Raw genomic sequence first — 20,203 nt, forward strand, 5'->3', positions numbered from 1 at the left:
ACATTAAGAGTATCATTTCTATGAATGAATAAACATTATTAACTAAACTAACAATTTGATGAAAAAACTACTCTTATGTATGATTTTATCTCTCAGTGTAATTTCATTTGCTTTCGCACAAGGCAAGGTAATTAGCGGGAAAGTAACGTCGGCCTCAGGACCCATTCCTGGCGTTAGCGTATTTGTAAAAGGCTCGCCATCAACCGGTACACAGAGCGATGCCACCGGAGCTTTTAAATTAACGGTTTCGGAAGATGCCAAAACAATCGTTTTTAGCTTTATCGGTTTTAAGACCAAAGAGGTACCCATTAGCGGACAAAACATCAATGTAAATCTGGAAGAGGAAAACAATACCTTATCTGATGTGGTTGTGGTGGGTTATGGTACCCAAAACAGAAGAGATGTAACGGGATCAATAGCGAAAGTTACTGCAGCCGACCTAAAAGATAAACCTTTAACAACCATCGAAAGTGCTTTACAAGGTAAAGCACCTGGCGTATTTATCAACTCTAGTAGTGGTAAACTCGGTCAGGCACTTCAAATTCGGGTGAGAGGTATTTCTTCCATTTCGGCAAGTAATCAACCCTTATTCGTTATTGATGGCGTTCCTATTGTAAGTGAAGCATTGGGAACTTATACTGAGGCCGATAACCCGCTTGCGGCCATTAGTCCTGATGATATAGAATCGATGGAGGTTTTAAAAGATGCAGCATCTGCAGCAATTTATGGTGCCAGAGGATCAAACGGGGTTGTGCTGATTACCACTAAAAAAGGCAAGCAAGGAAGAACCAATATCGATTTTGGATATTATGCTGGCTTCAGCGATCCAACCAAAAAGGGGGAATTTTTAAATGCTGATCAATACCGTCAATTATTAGATGCGTCTTTTAAATATAATAACTATGATGATGGGGACTATGCCAATGCAGCAGAAATGTGGAAGGATTATACGGGTACAGATGATTGGACCGGTAACAGCAATACCAATTGGGTAAATGAAGCTTTTAGAAAAGGACATACCCAACAATACAACTTGAATATTAATGGTGGTGATGCAAAAACCAGATTTATGCTATCTGGAAACTATAACAATAATGATGGAATTATAGTTAGCAACCGTTATGTACGTACTGGTGGCCGGTTAAGTTTAGACCATACAGTTTCGAAAATTTTAGATGTTGGAGGATCAGTTAACATCTCTAAAGTAGATAACTACCGTATTCCTACTGATAATGCCTTCTCTAATCCATTACAATTAAATGCTTTGCCACCTATTCAGCCCGTGCGCGATGCATCAGGTCAACTGAATGGATCTACCGTTTATTATAACAGTTTAATCGATTATGAAAATGGTAAAAATCTGTCAACCACCTACAGAACTTTTGCCAATGCTTATGCAAGTTTAAAAATCACACCAGATTTGGTTTTTAGAAGTGAGTACGGCTTTGATTTCAATAATTTAGAAGAAGAACAGTTTTTAGGCTCAAAAACACAAGACGGTGGTAGCACAGGAGGTTCTTCTACAGATTATATGGCCAAATCAATCAATTTCAACACGAATAATACCCTTAATTATACCAAAACCTTTAACGAAAAACATAACCTGAACGTGTTGGCTGGTTTCGCCTATCAAGATACTAAATTCAGGTTCTCATCTGTAACGGGAACCACATTACCATCTGACAATTTTACCAAAATTGCCAGCGCAGCGATCATTTCTGCTGGTACCTCTTCAGAAACAAGGCACACTTTTGTTTCCTATCTGGCCAGGGTAAATTACAAATACGAAGAGAAATACTTATTAAGCGCTTCGATAAGAACAGATGGATCATCGAGGTTTGGTGTCAATAACAGGTATGGGACCTTCCCGGCTGTTTCTGCAGGCTGGATTATTAACCAGGAACAGTTTCTAAAATCAAGTAGCTGGTTAAGTTTACTAAAACTTAGAGGAAGTTATGGCTTAACGGGTAATGCAGAAATTGGCGATTTTGCCTCTAGAAATTTATATCGGGGTGTTAATTATGCTGGCGTTGGCGGTACACGTCCGAGCCAGTTAGGAGACCCAAATTTAAGCTGGGAAAACACAACCAATTATAACATAGGTTTAGATTTTGGCTTATTCTCAGACCGGATTTCAGGCACAGTTGAATATTATAAAAAGAAAACAACAGATTTATTGCTAAATGCACCAATTGCCGCCACAAATGGTTTTTCATCCATTACGAGGAACATTGGCGATATGCAAAACAAGGGATTTGAATTCTCCTTAAATACCAGAAATTTTGTCGGGGAGTTTAAATGGTCTACCTCTTTTAATATCTCACTTAACAGAAATAAGGTTTTACGTTTGGTTGATGACCAACCTATTTATCCTGGAGGAAGATTTTTGGGTAGAATTGCTGTTGGAGAGCCATTGGGCTACTTTTATGGGAAAGCGTATGCAGGTGTAGATGTAGCTAATGGCGATGCACTTTATTATGTTGATGCATCAAGAACAGCAACGACTAATGATTATGCCGCTGCACAAAACCAAAAGCTAGGCGACCCTAACCCTAAGTTCTTTGGTGGTTTAGGAAACCATTTTTCATACAAAAACTTTGATCTGGATGTTCAGGCTCAATTTGTTTCTGGTAATGAGATTTATAACATGGCAGGTGTTTTTCAATCAGCAAATGGCGATTATTTTGATAACCAAACTATTGATCAGCTAAATTACTGGACACCTACAAATACGATCACCAATATTCCGCAACCAAGATTTGGTGATTCAAATGGAACTGGTCCCTCATCAAGGTGGATTCAGGATGGATCTTATTTGAGGATAAAAAGTGTAACCTTTGGCTATAACATCCCCAAATCCTTTATAAATAAATATAAATTACAAAATGTAAGGATATATGCATCTGCACTTAACCTATTTACCATAACCGGCTATAAAGGTTATGATCCGGAGGTGAATACCCCAAGTGGCGGCTCTCTCCAGTCTGATAACATTCAACTCGGTCACGATTTTTATACCCCACCACAAGCAAGAACCATTACTTTCGGTTTAAACATTGGCTTATAAAAACATTAGAATATGAAAAATTATAAAAATATATTAGCTGCAATTCTTCTTGTTTTAAGCGTATCTAGCTGTAAAAAACAATTAGAAATAGATCCTAAACAGAATATAGATGCCGGAGTGGCATTAAATACAACAGCAGATGTTCAAAATGCATTAACAGGAGCCTATACCTTTTTGGCTACTGGCGACTTATACGGAACAAATCTTGTCTTTTTGCCAGACCTTTATGCAAATAATAATTACCTAACCTGGCGGGGCAGTTTTTCTACTTACGGCGACATTTCAGACAAAACAATTGTATCGAATAATGCCGATGTAACCCGCACGTGGACAACAGCTTATAGCGCAATTAACACCGCCAACATTGTGCTTTCGTCACTAAATGTAGTAAGTGATGCAGATACCAAAAGTGTAATAGAAGGCAAAGCGCTATTTATTAGAGGCATTATGCATTTCGAACTGGTAAGATTGTATGCTTTACCTTACGATGCATCTGGAGCCAATACAAACTTAGGCGTTCCAATTATCACAAAAGCGGTTAAGACCATAAATGATGTAACTAATTCAGTCGCAAGGAATAGCGTTGTAGAAGTGTACACGGCAGTAGAAAACGATTTGAAATCTGCCATCACTAAATTAGCGACGGTTAATGATCAATATGCTGCTAAAGCATTTCTGGCAAGGGTGTATTTACAGGAGGGTAAATACAATTTAGCAAGGGATATGGCTAACGATATCATCACTAATAGTCCGTATACATTAATTACAAATTCACTTGAAGCACCGTTTAGAACAAAGAATTCCAGCGAGGGAATTTTCGAAATTCGGCAGAATGAACAAAGTAATGCAGGAACATCAAACGATGGATTAGCCACTTTTTATGCCAGTTATCAAAACAGTACAGGTGGAGATGTCGGAAGAGCTGATGCACTTGTTAATACCACTTTTTATAATTCGTTCGAAACAGGTGACAAAAGACAAACAGAAATGATTTATGAGGGTACTGGTGCCAGAACTGGTTTTTTCACCAAAAAATGGTACAGCTTTTATGATAATATTCCTGTTTGTAGAATTACTGAACAATATTTAATACGCGCTGAGTGCAATTTTAGATTGGGAACAAGCATTGGTGCTACGCCGGCCAGCGACATCAATACTTTAAGAACAAGGGCTGGATTAGGAAATGTTGTTCCAACACTGGCCATTATCTTAAATGAACGCGAAAAGGAATTAGATTATGAAGGTTTTAGACTTCATGACTATAAACGTACCAAACGTTCTATCGGAACCTTTGCTTATGACGATCCTAAATTGGTTTTCCCAATTCCAGATCGTGAAATAAATGTGAATAAAGCCTTGGTTCAAAACCCAGGTTACTAGGAATAGCAGATAACAAAAATGGCCCCGAAAAACCGGGGCCATTTGTTTATTTAAAATTATTGTTAAAGCTTTTTCGCAGCAGCTATAATTTCTTCAACCACTCCCGGATCAAGCAGTGTAGAGGTATCGCCTAAATTACTGGTATCCCCTTCAGCAATCTTGCGTAGAATTCTACGCATAATTTTGCCTGAACGTGTTTTTGGTAAACCAGAAACAAACAATATTTTATCAGGTTTTGCTATCGCACCAATTACACGGGTAACCGTTTGTAAAATATCTTTTTTAGATAATTCGGCTTCTCCGTGCATTTCCGGATAAATTACAAAAGCATAGATACCCTGACCTTTTACATCGTGCGGATAACCCACCACTGCACTTTCTACCACACCAGCGTGCATATTAATCGCATTTTCTACCTCGGCGGTACCAATTCTATGTCCAGAAACATTTAATACATCATCAACACGACCGGTAATCCGATAATAACCATCCTCATCGCGCAAACAACCATCACCGGTAAAATATAAATTATCGTAGGTAGAGAAATAAGTTTGTTTGCAACGCTCATGATCGCCATAAGTGGTACGCAACATACCTGGCCAAGGGAATTTGATACAAAGATTTCCCATTACGCCGTTTCCTTCAATTTCATTACCATTTTCATCAACCAAAATTGGCTGGATACCCGGCAATGGCAGGGTAGCAAAACTAGGTTTGGTTGGGGTTACCGTAGCAATAGGTGAAATCATGATCCCCCCAGTTTCGGTTTGCCACCAGGTATCGACAATAGGCGCTTTACCGTGGCCGATTTTTTCGTCGAACCAATGCCAGGCCTCTTCGTTAATTGGTTCTCCTACAGAACCTAAAACACGGATTGAACTTAAATCTTTACCGTTAAGCGGATCATCACCATAACTCATTAAAGAGCGAATAGCGGTAGGCGCTGTATATAAGGTATTTACTTTATGTTTTTCTACAATATCCCAAAAGCGAGAAGGCGTTGGGTAGGTTGGGATTCCTTCGAACAATACAGATGTTGCCCCTTGCGAAAGCGGCCCATAAACAATATACGAGTGGCCTGTAATCCAGCCAATATCGGCTGTACAAAAATAAACTTCTCCAGGCTGGTAATTAAACACATTCGAAAAGGTATAACCTGCATAAACCATATAACCGCCGCAGGTATGCACCACACCTTTAGGTTTACCGGTAGAGCCAGAAGTATAGAGAATGAACAGCATATCCTCTGCATCCATTTCTTCGGCTTCACAAATATCGTTTACGTGTTTAACCTCGTCTTCCCACCACACATCTCTGCCTTTCAGCATCGAAACAGGGGTACGGATATGGGTTAATACGATACATTTTTCTACCGTTGGGCAACCAATTAATGCATCATCAATTACATCTTTTAAAGGAATCTGTTTATTACCGCGGTAAGATCCGTCGGCAGTAATCACCACTTTACATTTCGAATCGTTAATCCGGTCAGCAATAGATTTTGCCGAAAATCCGCCAAAAATAACCGAGTGTACCGCACCAATTCTGGCGCAGGCCAATACAGCGATAGCCAGTTCGGGCACCATTGGCATATAAATACAAATACGATCGCCTTTTTTAGCACCGTTACGTTTTAAAACATTGGCAAAACGACAAACGCGTTCGTGCAACATTTTATAAGTATAAGTCACACTTTCTTCTTCAGGATTATTAGGTTCCCAAACAATAGCAGGTTTATCTCCATTGGTAGCTAAGTGGCGGTCTAAACAATTTTCGGTGATGTTAAGTTTTGCCCCTTCGAACCACTTGATATTTGGTTCGTTAAAATTCCACGATAATACCTTAAACCAGGGTTTACGCCATTGAAAGTTTTGCGCTACTTCACCCCAAAACTGCTCTGGGTTTTCTACGCTTTTCTTATAATCTTCTTCGTACTGCTTAAAAGATGTAATTTGCATTGCTCGTTCTTATATTTTGGATTAGTGGGGGCTAATTTAAATAAATAATCATAAGGAGAAATAGCTTAATCGTATCAAAATGAATATCAAACGTTTGATCAGAAATATTTATTTTTAATATAGCTTAATATAAGAAGAAATTCATATTCGGCATTAATAAACATTACATAACCTTTACCGCGGGTAAATAATAATTATAAAAAATAATTAGCTAGGCTATTGCCGTTTACAATTATTATTCAGATATTTGCACACTCTTAAAAAAATTAAGCGGACGATATTAACAACTATATTTACAAGTCATGTCAAGAGTTTGTGATTTAACAGGAAAAAAAGCAATGGTAGGTAACAACGTTTCTCACTCAAACGTTAAAACCAAACGCAAATTTTACCCAAACCTACAACTTCAGAAATTTTATATTCCTGAAGAAAACCGTTGGATTACGTTGAAAGTTTCTACTTCAGCGATTAAAACCATCAATAAAGTGGGCATTAGCGAAGCAATTAACCGTTTCGTAAAAAAAGGATTTTTGTAAAAAACATTAACTGTTGAGATTAACAGTTTTCAATTTATATTAAAATGGCAAAAAAAGGTAACAGAGTTCAGGTTATTTTAGAATGTACTGAACATAAAGAAAGTGGCATGCCAGGTATGTCTAGATATATTTCTACCAAAAACCGTAAAAACACTACTGAAAGATTAGAATTAAAAAAATTCAATCCAGTATTGAGAAAAGTAACCGTACATAAAGAGATTAAATAAGATTGATGGTGTAAAGGTAGAAGGTTTAGGGTATACATTCCCCCCATTCTATCCATCTATCATTCAATCATTAAATTTTATAAGAACATGGCAAAGAAAGTAGTTGCAACCCTTAAAACAGGTACAGGTAAAGAATATTCGAAAGTAATTACAATGGTAAAATCACCAAAAACCGGTGCTTACTCATTCAAAGAACTTATCGTACATAACGACCACGTAAAAGATGCTATTGCATCTAAATAAGGTTAATATTTTTTAATATTAAAAGATATTAAAGGCCGTTCCGTTTTAACCGGAAGGGCTTTTTTTGTTATATAAAAATTTAGATATGGGTTTATTCGATTTTTTCAAAAAGAAAGAAACTGCACCTGAAGCTCAGGAAGCACTGGATAAAGGTTTAGAGAAAACCAAAGACGGTTTCTTTAATAAAATTACCAAAGCTGTAGCAGGAAAATCTTCTGTTGATGATGAAGTGCTCGATAATCTTGAAGAAGTTTTGGTTACTTCTGATGTTGGCGTAAGTACGACATTAAAAATTATCAAACGTATCGAAGAACGTGTTGCCAAAGATAAATACCTAAACACTTCTGAGCTTAACTTTATTCTCCGCGACGAGATCCAGTTGCTTTTATCTGAAAACAATAGTAACGATTTCCGTCAGTTCGAATATGGCGACCATAAACCATATGTAATTATGGTGGTTGGCGTAAATGGTGTTGGTAAAACAACTACTATTGGCAAACTGGCACATAAACTTAAAGAATCGGGACTTAAAGTAGTATTAGGCGCTGCCGATACTTTTAGAGCTGCAGCTGTTGATCAGATTAAGCTTTGGGGCGAACGCGTTGGCGTGAGGGTCGTGGCACAAGCAATGGGTTCTGATCCTGCTTCAGTTGCTTTTGATACCTTACAGTCTGCTGTTGCTAATGGTGAAGATGTAGTGATTATCGATACGGCCGGCCGTCTACACAACAAAATCGGCTTAATGAACGAGCTGGGTAAAATTAAACAGGTGATGCAAAAGGTTGTACCAGGCGCACCGCACGAAATTTTATTGGTATTGGATGCCTCAACGGGACAAAACGCCTTTGAACAGTGCAAACAGTTTACCGAAGCGACAGATGTGAATGCACTGGCCATTACCAAATTAGATGGTACAGCTAAAGGTGGTGTCGTAATCGGCATATCAGATCAGTTTAGAATTCCTGTTAAATATATTGGTGTAGGAGAAAAAATTGGCGACTTACAGCTTTTTGATAAAAAAGAGTTTGTGAATAGTTTGTTTAAGTAGCACTTCGTGACTGATTCCATTGAAGATTCACTTCGTGGTTGATTACACAGATAATTGGATTACATGGATTTTTATTAATTTCAGTTATGGAAGAACATGAAAATCATGAACTTACAGGAATTATAATTGGTTGTTGCTACAATGTCCATACGCAGTTGGGGCCAGGCTTTTTAGAGAAAATTTATGTGAACGCTTTAAAAATAAAACTCCAACAAGCAGGTTTAAACTACATTGCAGAAAAAGAATTTAATGTTGTATTTGAGAACGTTATTGTTGGAAAGTTCAGATGTGATCTCTTTGTTGAAGATAAGGTAATTGTAGAATTAAAATCAGTAACAGGGCATCAGCCTAAGTTGTTTCAAAGTCAACTTATATCTTACTTAAAAGCCAGCAAAATTAAAACAGGATTATTGATTAACTTTGGCAACACAAGTTGCGAAGTAAAACGGTTATCTGTTTAACAAAATATATTGGTGTAATCACCCTTAATCAATTTAATCGATTATAAGATTAATTCCTAAATAAAATGATATCATCAGTAATCGGTGAAATCACACAATAATATGAATACCAAAATAGTAAGAAGTAAAAGCGCAATTAAGCAACCTAAAATTAATGTTATTACATTAGGTTGTTCAAAGAACATATACGATTCGGAAGTATTGATGGGGCAATTGCGTGGCAACAATTTAAATGTTGTGCACGAATCAGACAAGATGGGTAAAGATGATATCGTTGTAATTAATACCTGCGGTTTTATCGATAATGCCAAACAAGAATCAATTGACACTATTCTTCAGTTCAGCGAGCTGAAAGAAGCCGGTAAAATTGGCAAAGTAGTGGTTACAGGTTGTTTATCTGAACGCTACAAACCAGAACTGGAATCAGAAATCACAAACGTTGATGCCTTTTTCGGCACCAACGATCTGCAAAATATATTACATGAGTTAGGCGCCAATTACAAACATGAGCTCATCGGCGAGCGTTTGCTAACCACCCCTTCTCATTTTGCCTATTTCAAAATTGCCGAAGGCTGTAACCGTCCTTGCTCTTTCTGTGCCATTCCCTTAATGCGTGGTAAACACTTGAGTAAACCAATGGAAGAATTGGTTAACGAAGCTAAAATATTGGCCAAAAACGGCACAAAAGAATTAATTTTAATTGCTCAGGATCTTACTTATTACGGCTTAGACCTTTATGGTGTACGTAAGTTAGATGAGTTGATGCGTCGTTTATCGGATGTTCCCGGAATCGAATGGATCCGTTTGCAATACGCCTACCCTTCTGGTTTCCCGATGGAAATATTGGATGCCATGAACGAACGCGACAATATCTGCAAATACCTGGACATGCCCTTACAGCACATTACAGATAATATGCTAAAATCGATGCGCCGTGGTACGACTAAACAAAAAACCATCGATTTAGTCAATCAGATTAGGGATAAGGTACCAAACATTGCCATGCGTACTACTTTAATTTGTGGCTTCCCTGGCGAAACCGAACGCGATTTTGAAGAAATGAAAGAATGGGTTGCCGAAACCAAATTCGACCGCCTAGGCTGCTTTACCTACTCTCACGAAGAAAAAACACACGCACATACTTTAGTGGATGATATCCCTGACGAAGTAAAACAACAACGTGTAGATGATATTATGGAAATTCAGCAAGGTATTTCCTTCGATATTAACCAGGAAAAAGTAGGCAAAACCTTTAAAGTACTGGTAGATAAAAAAGAAGGTGATTTCTTTGTTGGAAGAACCGAATTTGATTCGCCCGAGGTTGATAACGAAGTTTTAATTGATGCCGCAACCGGTTACGCAGCTAACGGAAGTTTTGTAAATGTAAAAATCGACCGGGCTGAAGATTTCGATTTGTACGGAACCATAATTTAGAAAAATATATAAAATTCTGCATAAAAAAATCCGATGAGTTATTCATCGGATTTTTTTATGTTGTTATTTTTTAGGTTCAGGTCTGTTTTTAATCTGACTAGCTTTTAACCAAATTTTAGCACCTTTCGAGTTCACATAATATTTTTCATTTTTTGCATTGATATAAACATCAGATCCATCTGGTGCCATTTTGCCTTTCCAGGTTTTATCAGCAACTTTCGAACTGCCTTTTACCGCTACTTCTGCAGTTTTATTACCTACAGATTTAGCACCTTTGCTAATTGCTTTTCCGGTATGATCTAATGCTTTACCTACTTCAGTTTTTTTCTTTTCTTGAGCATTTACGTTTAAAGCTACACCTCCAAACAAGGCCAGCGTTAATAAACCCATTACTAATTTCTTTTTCATGACAGCTATATTTTTATTTAAATGATAACAGGTAATCTGCTGGTTTTGTTTTATAGCTACATCATATTAAAGAAATCTTATTCTTAAAAAGCGAGAGCAGGATTGAGATAAGAAAATATTTTTTTGAAGCGCAAGGCCAAAGTTAACTATTAAAGTCTGTTCCCGTGCTTCGCTGTATCCTTTCGCTGCGCTTCAGGGATGCCGCTGCGCCCGGGGCTAGTTACCAGGGTACTGCAAAAAAACAAGGACAGAAATTTCCTTTCGAAGAATATTTGTGCTTTTAATACACATGCCTTTGTTCAATAAACCTTATTGTAGCGCTTATCCTTTTTGTTGCACAACCAAAAAAACCTCCACTAACCAGCACAAAAAGATAAAAGCGGAAAGAAGGACTGTCCCGAACCGAAAAGCAATTGAACCTGCTTTTCAATAAAAAATAAAGATTGCTTTATAAGACACGGCAAATGTGAATATACCTACTGCTTTTAGTGTGAATTTCCCGCTGATCACACAAATTAATGCAAATTAAAATTATAAATCAGCGCTTTTCCGCAAAATTTGCGGGAGATTATATGCCCTTTTAATGCTGAACATCACATTAGTTTAATTTCTCGGCCAGTAATTTCATTTCGATATGCGGCGAATGGTTTTCGTAGATAATGCTATGTACCGCCTTACAAATTGGCATATCTACATGGTATGCCTGGTTTTTGATGTGCATGCATTTCACTGCATAATAACCCTCAGCAATCATATTCATTTCCAGCTGAGCAGATTTTACGGTATAGCCCTTCCCTATCATATTACCAAAGGTACGGTTACGGCTAAATTGCGAATAAGCGGTTACCAGTAAATCGCCCAGATAGGCAGATTCCTTAATATCGCGGTCGATGGGATGAACCGCATCTACAAAACGTTTAATTTCACGGATCGCATTACTGATCAATACCGCCTGAAAGTTATCGCCATAACCTATGCCGTGACAAATCCCACTGGCAACAGCATATATATTTTTTAAAACTGCCGCATATTCTGTCCCGAAGATATCATCCGATACATTTGTTTTAATATAACGGGTATTTAAAAATGAAGCAAATGTAGCGGCTTTTTCTACATCGGTACAGGCGATGGTTAAGTATGATAGTTTTTCCAACGCCACCTCTTCGGCATGGCACGGACCACTCACCACCAGAATATCATGATAAGGAATACCATAATTTTTATGCAGAAATTCCCCAATAATCAGGTTATCTTCAGGAACAATTCCTTTAATGGCAGAAACAATCTTCTTCCCCTTTAAATCTTCTGCGGTAATGGTAGATAAAGTTTCTTTGAGAAATGCTGCCGGAACATTTAAAATTACAAATTCAGCTGAATTGATAATGGCATTGATATCAGAGGATATATTGTTCTCTTGCGTAAGTTTAATTTCAACAGAACTAATATAATTTGGATTGTGCTTAAATTTTTTAATATGCGCTATAGCAGCTTCATTACGCATCCACCAAAAAATTTCCTTTTCGGCTAAATTATCTGCAAGCATTTTTACAATGGCAGTCGCCCAGCTCCCGCCCCCTATCATTGCTATTTTAGGTACCATATTTTAAAGAGGTATAAGGCTTAAGGTAAAAGGCATAAGGTTATTATGGCCTACGTACTAAAGCTTAAGGTAAAAGGTGTAATATTTAGACTCGAGAAACATATCTCATACCTAAAATCTTACGTCTCAAGCCCGCAAGTTACTATTTCTTATAGATATTTACACTAAAAAGTGTGAGGCGGATAGGCAATACCCTACACCTCACACCTTTAACCTTATACCTCAAAAGGCTACTTCTTAGCGTCTTTGTTAAACAACTGGTCTTTAGATGTTTTTTCTACAACCATTCCGTCCTTTAATTTGTTTTGGATCGCTGAGTAAGGACCTGTTACAATTTCTTCGCCAGTTTTAACACCAGATTTTACGATGATGAACTGATCGTTTTGGATACCTGTGGTTACCTCTGTTTTTTTAACTTTTTTGGTTTTAGCATCGTAAGCATAAATATACTGCTTCACCTTTTTATCGGTTAATTTAGATTTTTGCTTATCAGTGTTTGCCTGGTTACCCTGGTTTTGGCTGGCATCGGCAGATTTTGCATTATCAGTAAATACCGCCTGGATTGGAATGGCCAAACCAGTTAACGATTCGCTTTCGATATCAACAGTCGCCGACATTCCCGGACGGAAGATCGATTGTTGTTTGCCAGCTAATTCTTCGGTAATTCTAATTTTTACAGAGAAATTGGTTACCTGATCTACTGAGGTAGATACGGCGGTACCCACTGCTGTTGATGAACTTGCAATTTCAGTTACCTCGCCTCTAAATTTTTTATCAGAAAAAGCATCAACCTCTATCGAAGCTTTATCGCCAACTTTAACACGGGTAATATCATTTTCGTTAACATCAACGTTAACTTCCATTGATGATAGGTTAGAAATACGCATAATTTCTGTACCTGCCATTTGCGAAGTTCCTAAAATACGATCGCCCAATTCGATTGATAACTTTGAAACTACCCCATCAACCGGTGCATAAATAGTCGTTTTAGCCAGGTTTGCCCCTGCTTCTTTAACGTTTGCGCCGGTTTGTTCTAAAGTAAATTTAGCACCTATTACGCTTTCTTTCGCACTGGCTAAATTTGCTTTTGCTGTTAAATATGCGGCTTTAGCTGCATCGAATTCGGATGCCGAGATCACTTTTTTATTAAACAGTTCAACATTACGTTTATAAGTAGCATCTGCGTTTACAAAGTTAGCCTGGTTTTGTACCAGTTGTTGTTGAGCGGAAGCCACACTTGCTTTTTGAGCATTGAAACTAGCTACCGTTCTTTCATATCCTGATTGTAAAACATCCGGACGCACTTTACAAAGCAATTGACCGGCTTTAACAATATCGCCCTCTTTTACTTTTAACTCTACTACCTCTCCCGATACCTCAGAGCTTAATTTAACTTCTGTTTCCGGCTGTATTTTACCACTTGCGGTTACGGTTTCAACCACAGTTTTATCTGACGCTTTTTCTGTAGTTACTTTTTCGGTCTTATCACCACCAATAACTCCGGCTAGTTTTAGTATCACTAGAAGGGCTACGATAGCAACTACGGTAATAATAATATGCTTCAGTTTCATAATTTATTGTATTTCGTTTGTTTGTATTAAAGTTATCATGTTGTCAGGTTGAAACGTTTAATTTGCACCCTGTTCTTTCTGTGTTTTAACCTTAGAAAGTAATTTGTTTACCTAAATAATAATCAATTACCTTAGCCCTAAAAATAAGGTCATATTTAGCTTGTATAAAATCTATTTCAGCCTTGTTTCTGTTGGTTTGGGCTGTGCTATAATCTAATGAGTTTACCAGGCCTACATTATAGCGCTGTTCAACTACGTAAAAAGCATCTTTTTGTGCATTAAAAGCATTTTGTGTAGAAGCATAGCGGCTTTCAGCTGCTTTTAAATCTGTTGTAGCCTGAAAAATAACTTTATTCAGGTTATTTTTAGCCAATTGTTCCTGAACTAAATTATTCTGGTAAGTAATTTTGGCTTTTCGTACACTCGAGCGGGCAGAAAATCCATTAAAAATAGGAATTTGAAGACTCAAACCGATACTTTGACCTAATCTTTGATCTATCTGATCTGCAAATGAAGCCTGAGGGGTTAATCCATTATAGTTAAACTGATAAGAATAAGAAGTATTTAATCCCGCACCCAGGCTTAGTGAAGGCGAATATGCGCCTTTGGCCACAGCGATAGCCTGCTTGGCAGCCAGCGATCTTAAACTGGCCAGCTTAATGTCAGGAAAAATATTCAATGCATTGTTATAAATTTCTTCGGCGCTTACCGTTGTTGATGTAGTTTTAATGTTGTCAATTAATGGTGCCTGTACTACAAATTTTTGGCTGGGTTGCATTTCCATTAACTGTCCTAATGTTAAATAGGAAATGGAAAGTGCGTTTTGTGCATTCGTTAAGTTAAGTTCTGCAGTAGCTGCCTGAGATTTAGCCTGAGAAACATCAGCCAATGTTTTATTACCCGCATCAAGCAAGGCATTCTCCCGGGTTAAGGTTTTTCTGGCAATCTCCAATTGTTCTTTAGAAGCACGTTCCAGATCGGCATTATATAATACCTGTAGGTAGGCATTAACAACATTTAAAATTAAATCGTTTTTAACCTTTTCAATATTACTTTTATCGGCATCTAAAAGAATTTTATTCTGCCTGATCTGGTTTATTTTGGTAAAACCCTGAAATAAATCAACGTTTGTACTCAAATTACCACTGGTATATAGCGATGTTTGATTGGTAACCTGAAAAGTTGTTTGATCCAAACCACGCCCAAATGTTAAATTAGGACTTACACTTGCATTTAAATTAGGATAAAGCGCATATTTTGATTGTGTTAGGTTTTCCTCAGATATAGCAGCGCTGAATTGGGCTTGTTTAATGGTTAAGTTATTTTTTAAGGTATTTTCAACAGCTTGTTGAATGGTAATTACTTGTTGGGCATTGACAATATTGACAAAACCGAGCGCAGCAACAAAAGTAAAACCGGTAACTAACTTCTTCTTGGTAAACATCTTCATAATTTGTTTCAAATCTATATAAACAACTTTAATAATTTCAATCTGTACAGGCATTTAGTAACTTTGTAGCTAAAATGTACCTGATCAAATCACCGCTTCTGCTAAAATGGTATTATCCATCACTATTATGGAATAAATCCCGCACCGAAAAAGTTATTTATTTGACCTTTGACGATGGACCTATACCCAATGTTACAGATTTTGTATTAAAAACTTTAAAAGTCTTTAATGCTAAAGCTACATTTTTTTGCATCGGCGATAATATTGTAAAACACCCCGAAGTTTTTGAACGTGTAAAAAACGACGGACATGCCATTGGCAACCATACTTTCAATCATTTAAAAGGCTGGAAAACCGATAATGAAACCTACCTTCAAAATACGCTAAAATGCCAGGAACTCACGCAAACTAATCTTTTCCGCCCACCTTACGGCAGAATTAGGAAAAGCCAGATTAAAAGTCTGAAGTCCGTAGTCCGTAGCCCGAAGACCGTATTTCAAAATCAAAAATCTGACTTAGGACTAAAGACCATCGACTCAGGACTGAACATCGTAATGTGGGATGTACTCAGCGGCGATTTCGACACTAAGCTTTCGCCCGAAAAATGTTATCAAAATGTGATTAAACATACCGAAAATGGTTCTATAATTGTATTTCACGATAGTTTAAAAGCATTCGATCGTTTATCTTACGCACTTCCCAAAGTATTGGCTTATTTTACTGAAAGAGGTTTTACGTTTTCAACATTGTAGTCCTTAGCCAATCCTATGCCAAGGCTCTTATCAACAAATAAAAACCTGACAATCAAAATATTAAGATAAATAAAAATAAACAACTGTTCAAAACCGCACAAATTTGTCCGATAACGAACGGTTATGGAAAAGCCTGTTATTATCCATCATCAGTTAAAAGCGTAACATGTTCCATAAACTGTCAGCAAGATATTATCTTTTTATTCTTACTTTACTATTGTTATCATGCAATGGAAACGTTGAACAAGGTTTTGAAAAAATCCCGCCCGGACTGAATATAACCGAAGATCTTATTAGGGCGATACGACCGGATAAAGATTATCAATATTGGGCGTGTATTCGGCAGGGATATTTCCATAATCCAAATACCAATACGGAAATCATCACCGGAAAGGGCGACATTTCTTACCTGATGAACAATAAATTTGACGACCCTAAATTAGGCTTCTTATACAAAATGTGGCAAGGCTATTTTTATATTGCTTATGCAGATCATAATCACTTAAAATTGGTTACCGAAGAAGCACAATTGATCAAATTTATAGGCAAGATTGATAGCATAGAAGAAGCTTTGCTCATTGCAGATATCCATAATTTATCGGTCGATTATACAAGAGCTATTGGCAGTTCGTATAAAAAAGTTAAAAATGGTTATGAATTCTATCTGGTAAAATTTCATAAGTGTACCGTGAGAACAGAACCTTTTAAGGTTAGCATTGATACTTTAGGTAATTACAAAGCTAAAAGCCTGGTTTTTTTCTATGATGTTGATGACAATACCTGTTATGATTAAAAGTACAATATGCTTAAATTGAAAATAAGCTTTTCCGCTGGCAAGACCTTGAAATAATTAGCGCCTACACACATTTATCAGTATAAATCCAGCCGATATTTTTTTCATCATCTATACGTTTTTATGACCTTCAATTCACATCTTTTTTCGTAGTTTAGAACAATTCCAAATTACGCAATCGCCTGCCTAAATTGCATTTAAGGGTTGTTTTTTGCTATTTTTGTTTTAACCAAAAAATTGAGCCTTATGGGTTCAATAAACGCAAATTAATATACAAAACAGTATTCTTTTTTGTAAAAAGCGGGTGTTTGTAGCACAATCTTATAGCAAAAAGAATAAAATATCTAAGATGAGTATTTATAACGATTATATCCAGGAGATTGAAGACAGAAAAGCTCAAGGTCTTCACCCTAAACCTATTGATGGAGCAGAATTATTGAGTGAAATTATTACTCAAATCAAAAATGTAAACAACATAAACAGAGAAGAAGCTGTTAACTTTTTCATATACAACACCCTGCCAGGCACCACTGCCGCAGCTGCTGTTAAAGCACAGTTCTTAAAAGAAATTATTCTGGCTGAAGTTATTGTTGCAGAAATCACACCTGATTTTGCTTTCGAATTGTTATCCCACATGAAGGGCGGTCCTTCTATCAAAGTTTTGTTAGACATCGCTTTGGCAGATAATGGCGATAAGGCTAAAAAAGCGGCAGATGTTCTCAAAACACAAGTTTACTTGTACGATGCAGATACAGATCGTTTGAAAGATGCTTATAACAACGGTAATGAAATTGCGAAAGAAATATTAGAGAGTTATGCTAAGGCCGAATTCTTCACCAAACTTCCTGAAGTAGCAGAAGAAATCAAAGTGGTAACTTTTATCGCTGGTATTGGCGATATTTCTACAGATTTATTGTCGCCAGGTAACCAGGCACACTCCCGTTCTGACCGTGAATTACATGGTAAATGTATGATTACGCCAGAGGCTCAGGAAGAAATTAAAGCATTGCAGGCTCAACACCCTGATAAAAGCGTAATGTTGGTAGCTGAAAAAGGCACCATGGGTGTAGGTTCTTCTCGTATGTCGGGCGTTAACAACGTGGCACTTTGGACGGGCAAACGATCTAGTCCATATGTTCCGTTTGTAAATATCGCTCCGATTGTAGGAGGTACCAATGGCATTTCGCCAATTTTCTTAACAACAGTTGATGTAACTGGTGGTATAGGTATCGATCTTCAAAACTGGGTAAAGAAAACGGATGAGAACGGGAATGTTATCCGTAACGAAAAAGACGAACCCATTTTAGAGCAAAGATTTTCTGTAGAAACGGGAACAGTGCTCACCATCAATACAAAAACTAAAAAATTATACAATGGCGAACAAGAGCTGATCGATATTTCAAAAGCCTTAACGCCGCAAAAAATGGAATTTATGAAAGCGGGTGGTTCTTACGCCATCGTTTTTGGTAAAAAAATCCAAACTTTTGCAGCAAAAACTTTAGGTATCGAAGCTTCTTCAGTATTCGCTCCAGCTAAAGAGGTATCTTTTGAAGGCCAGGGTTTAACGGCGGTAGAAAAAATCTTCAACAGAAATGCAGTAGGTTTAACACAAGGCAAAGTTTTACACGCCGGCTCTGACGTTCGTGTTGAAGTGAACATTGTTGGCTCTCAAGATACAACAGGTTTAATGACCGCTCAGGAATTAGAGGCAATGGCTGCTACAGTTATTTCTCCAATTGTTGATGGAGCCTATCAATCTGGTTGCCATACCGCATCTGTGTGGGATAAAAAAGCACAGGCAAATATCCCTAAACTGATGAAGTTTATGAATGACTTCGGCGTGATTACTGCCCGCGACCCTAAAGGCGAATATCATTCCATGACCGATGTTATTCACAAAGTATTGAACGACATTACGATTGATGAGTGGGCGATTATCATCGGTGGCGACTCGCATACGCGTATGTCTAAAGGGGTAGCTTTCGGTGCAGATTCGGGTACGGTGGCCTTAGCACTGGCAACTGGTGAGGCTTCTATGCCAATTCCTGAGTCAGTAAAAGTAACCTTCAAAGGACTGATGAAAGAACACATGGATTTCCGTGATGTGGTACATGCGACACAATTGCAAATGTTACAGCAGTTTGATGGTGAAAACGTATTCCAGGGTCGTATTATCGAAGTGCATATTGGAACTTTATTAGCTGATCAGGCTTTTACCTTTACCGACTGGACAGCAGAGATGAAAGCAAAAGCATCTATCTGTATTTCTCAGGACGATACTTTAATCCAATCGTTAGAAATTGCTAAAAATCGTATTCAAATCATGATAGATAAAGGTATGGATAACCATAACCAGGTTCTACAAGGTTTAATCAATAAAGCAAACAAACGTATTGAGGAAATTAAAACCGGTATTAAACCAGCTTTAATGCCAGATGACAATGCCAAATATTATGCTGAAGTTGTAATCGATTTGGATCTAATTGAAGAACCAATGATTGCCGACCCGGATGTGAATAACGCAGATGTTTCTAAACGTTATACGCATGACACCATCAGAGACTTAACTTTTTATGGTGGCGATAAAAAAGTAGATCTTGGCTTCGTAGGTTCTTGCATGGTGCATAAAGATGACTTGAAAATCGTTTCTCAGATGTTGAAAAACGTAGAAACTCAAACCGGCAAAGTAGAGTTTAAAGCGCCACTGGTAGTTGCAGCCCCTACTTACAATATCATCGATGAATTGAAAGCAGAAGGCGACTGGGAATATTTACAGAAATACTCTGGATTTGAATTTAGCGATGCCTTACCAAAAAGCGCAGCACGTACAGAATATGAGAATATCATGTACTTAGAACGTCCGGGTTGTAACCTTTGCATGGGTAACCAGGAGAAAGCGGCTAAAGGCGACACGGTAATGGCTACATCTACACGTTTATTCCAGGGCCGTGTGGTAGAAGATAAAGACGGTAAAAAAGGTGAGTCTTTATTAGCATCTACGCCGGTAGTGGTTCTTTCTGCTATTTTAGGACGTATCCCAAGTATTGAAGAATATAAAGTAGCGGTAGAAGGTATTAACTTAACTAAGTTTACCCCTATTTCTACAAAACAATAAGAAACAAATAAACATATTTTATTGTTAATAAAGCATGAAGGCTATCCGATAATAAGATAGCCTTTTTATTTACACTAACAATTGGATAGAATGGTTTTAAATAACATAATTTGACAAATCTTAAAAATAAGTCTATTAAAAATTGTTTAATTTAGTTAGT

The 20,203-nt window shown here is 37.4% G+C and carries 16 protein-coding genes; 11 read left to right on the forward strand and 5 right to left on the reverse strand.

Annotated features, from left to right (window positions below):
* Positions 1–58 precede the first annotated feature (58 nt).
* Both AC04QZ_RS19940 and AC04QZ_RS19945 read left to right on the forward strand, forming a co-directional pair.
* Positions 59–3,067, forward strand: a complete 3,009-nt coding sequence (locus AC04QZ_RS19940) for a SusC/RagA family TonB-linked outer membrane protein (protein ID WP_478359190.1) — start codon at positions 59–61, stop codon at positions 3,065–3,067.
* A 12-nt stretch (positions 3,068–3,079) separates the two neighbouring features.
* Positions 3,080–4,447, forward strand: a complete 1,368-nt coding sequence (locus AC04QZ_RS19945) for a RagB/SusD family nutrient uptake outer membrane protein (protein WP_478359191.1) — start codon at positions 3,080–3,082, stop codon at positions 4,445–4,447.
* Between the two features lie 62 nt (positions 4,448–4,509).
* Here the strand turns inward: AC04QZ_RS19945 and acs are convergent, their stop codons facing one another.
* Positions 4,510–6,405 carry an acetate--CoA ligase gene (acs, locus tag AC04QZ_RS19950; protein ID WP_086547659.1) on the reverse strand — a complete coding sequence of 632 codons (1,896 nt, stop codon included), beginning with the start codon at positions 6,403–6,405 and terminating at the stop codon, positions 4,510–4,512.
* Positions 6,406–6,707: 302 nt separating this feature from the next.
* Between acs and rpmB the strand changes: the two genes are divergently transcribed.
* From rpmB to rimO, 6 genes are all read left to right on the forward strand, one after another.
* Positions 6,708–6,941: a 50S ribosomal protein L28 gene (rpmB, locus tag AC04QZ_RS19955; protein WP_025145121.1), complete on the forward strand. Its 234-nt coding sequence runs from the start codon at positions 6,708–6,710 to the stop codon at positions 6,939–6,941.
* Positions 6,942–6,985: 44 nt separating this feature from the next.
* A complete protein-coding gene (rpmG, locus tag AC04QZ_RS19960; protein WP_010599807.1) occupies positions 6,986–7,168 on the forward strand; it encodes a 50S ribosomal protein L33 in 183 nt (60 codons plus the stop codon).
* An 87-nt stretch (positions 7,169–7,255) separates the two neighbouring features.
* On the forward strand, positions 7,256–7,411 hold the full coding sequence (locus AC04QZ_RS19965; protein ID WP_010599808.1) for a DUF4295 domain-containing protein: 156 nt from the start codon (positions 7,256–7,258) through the stop codon (positions 7,409–7,411).
* A gap of 85 nt (positions 7,412–7,496) precedes the next feature.
* Positions 7,497–8,459, forward strand: coding sequence for a signal recognition particle-docking protein FtsY (ftsY, locus tag AC04QZ_RS19970; RefSeq protein ID WP_086547660.1), 963 nt, complete (start codon positions 7,497–7,499; stop codon positions 8,457–8,459).
* 86 nt (positions 8,460–8,545) lie between these two features.
* On the forward strand, positions 8,546–8,920 hold the full coding sequence (locus tag AC04QZ_RS19975) for a GxxExxY protein (protein WP_478359192.1): 375 nt from the start codon (positions 8,546–8,548) through the stop codon (positions 8,918–8,920).
* Positions 8,921–9,022: 102 nt separating this feature from the next.
* Complete coding sequence (rimO, locus tag AC04QZ_RS19980; protein ID WP_478359193.1) at positions 9,023–10,354, forward strand: 30S ribosomal protein S12 methylthiotransferase RimO; 1,332 nt, start codon at positions 9,023–9,025, stop codon at positions 10,352–10,354.
* 63 nt (positions 10,355–10,417) lie between these two features.
* Here the strand turns inward: rimO and AC04QZ_RS19985 are convergent, their stop codons facing one another.
* The 4 genes from AC04QZ_RS19985 to AC04QZ_RS20000 form a co-directional block, all read right to left on the reverse strand.
* The gene (locus tag AC04QZ_RS19985; protein ID WP_086547662.1) at positions 10,418–10,762 is read right to left on the reverse strand and encodes a hypothetical protein; all 345 of its coding nucleotides are present in this window, start codon (positions 10,760–10,762) and stop codon (positions 10,418–10,420) included.
* A 598-nt stretch (positions 10,763–11,360) separates the two neighbouring features.
* A complete protein-coding gene (locus AC04QZ_RS19990; RefSeq protein WP_478359194.1) occupies positions 11,361–12,362 on the reverse strand; it encodes an NAD(P)H-dependent glycerol-3-phosphate dehydrogenase in 1,002 nt (333 codons plus the stop codon).
* A 230-nt stretch (positions 12,363–12,592) separates the two neighbouring features.
* A complete protein-coding gene (locus AC04QZ_RS19995; protein ID WP_478359195.1) occupies positions 12,593–13,933 on the reverse strand; it encodes an efflux RND transporter periplasmic adaptor subunit in 1,341 nt (446 codons plus the stop codon).
* A gap of 91 nt (positions 13,934–14,024) precedes the next feature.
* Positions 14,025–15,437: a TolC family protein gene (locus AC04QZ_RS20000; protein WP_478359196.1), complete on the reverse strand. Its 1,413-nt coding sequence runs from the start codon at positions 15,435–15,437 to the stop codon at positions 14,025–14,027.
* Positions 15,438–15,457: 20 nt separating this feature from the next.
* Between AC04QZ_RS20000 and AC04QZ_RS20005 the strand changes: the two genes are divergently transcribed.
* The 3 genes from AC04QZ_RS20005 to AC04QZ_RS20015 all read left to right on the forward strand — a co-directional run bounded on the left by AC04QZ_RS20005 (position 15,458) and on the right by AC04QZ_RS20015 (position 20,043).
* The gene (locus AC04QZ_RS20005; RefSeq protein WP_478359197.1) at positions 15,458–16,135 is read left to right on the forward strand and encodes a polysaccharide deacetylase family protein; all 678 of its coding nucleotides are present in this window, start codon (positions 15,458–15,460) and stop codon (positions 16,133–16,135) included.
* A gap of 166 nt (positions 16,136–16,301) precedes the next feature.
* Entirely contained in the window at positions 16,302–16,928 is a 627-nt protein-coding gene (locus tag AC04QZ_RS20010) for a hypothetical protein (protein WP_478359198.1), read from the forward strand.
* Positions 16,929–17,277: 349 nt separating this feature from the next.
* The gene (locus AC04QZ_RS20015; protein ID WP_478359199.1) at positions 17,278–20,043 is read left to right on the forward strand and encodes a bifunctional aconitate hydratase 2/2-methylisocitrate dehydratase; all 2,766 of its coding nucleotides are present in this window, start codon (positions 17,278–17,280) and stop codon (positions 20,041–20,043) included.
* Positions 20,044–20,203: the final 160 nt, after the last annotated feature.

The organism is Pedobacter folensis (assembly GCF_056490665.1).

Bases quoted from the DNA above. Each gene is read 5' to 3' on its own strand.
- AC04QZ_RS20000 (WP_478359196.1), bottom strand. From the start codon at position 15,437: ATGCCTGTACAGATTGAAATTATTAAAGTTGTTTATATAGATTTGAAA.
- AC04QZ_RS19965 (WP_010599808.1), top strand. From the start codon at position 7,256: ATGGCAAAGAAAGTAGTTGCAACCCTTAAAACAGGTACAGGTAAAGAA.
- rimO (WP_478359193.1), top strand. From the start codon at position 9,023: ATGAATACCAAAATAGTAAGAAGTAAAAGCGCAATTAAGCAACCTAAA.
- ftsY (WP_086547660.1), top strand. From the start codon at position 7,497: ATGGGTTTATTCGATTTTTTCAAAAAGAAAGAAACTGCACCTGAAGCT.
- AC04QZ_RS19945 (WP_478359191.1), top strand. From the start codon at position 3,080: ATGAAAAATTATAAAAATATATTAGCTGCAATTCTTCTTGTTTTAAGC.
- AC04QZ_RS19975 (WP_478359192.1), top strand. From the start codon at position 8,546: ATGGAAGAACATGAAAATCATGAACTTACAGGAATTATAATTGGTTGT.
- rpmB (WP_025145121.1), top strand. From the start codon at position 6,708: ATGTCAAGAGTTTGTGATTTAACAGGAAAAAAAGCAATGGTAGGTAAC.
- acs (WP_086547659.1), bottom strand. From the start codon at position 6,405: ATGCAAATTACATCTTTTAAGCAGTACGAAGAAGATTATAAGAAAAGC.
- AC04QZ_RS19985 (WP_086547662.1), bottom strand. From the start codon at position 10,762: ATGAAAAAGAAATTAGTAATGGGTTTATTAACGCTGGCCTTGTTTGGA.
- AC04QZ_RS19990 (WP_478359194.1), bottom strand. From the start codon at position 12,362: ATGGTACCTAAAATAGCAATGATAGGGGGCGGGAGCTGGGCGACTGCC.
- rpmG (WP_010599807.1), top strand. From the start codon at position 6,986: ATGGCAAAAAAAGGTAACAGAGTTCAGGTTATTTTAGAATGTACTGAA.
- AC04QZ_RS19940 (WP_478359190.1), top strand. From the start codon at position 59: ATGAAAAAACTACTCTTATGTATGATTTTATCTCTCAGTGTAATTTCA.
- AC04QZ_RS20005 (WP_478359197.1), top strand. From the start codon at position 15,458: ATGTACCTGATCAAATCACCGCTTCTGCTAAAATGGTATTATCCATCA.
- AC04QZ_RS20015 (WP_478359199.1), top strand. From the start codon at position 17,278: ATGAGTATTTATAACGATTATATCCAGGAGATTGAAGACAGAAAAGCT.
- AC04QZ_RS19995 (WP_478359195.1), bottom strand. From the start codon at position 13,933: ATGAAACTGAAGCATATTATTATTACCGTAGTTGCTATCGTAGCCCTT.
- AC04QZ_RS20010 (WP_478359198.1), top strand. From the start codon at position 16,302: ATGTTCCATAAACTGTCAGCAAGATATTATCTTTTTATTCTTACTTTA.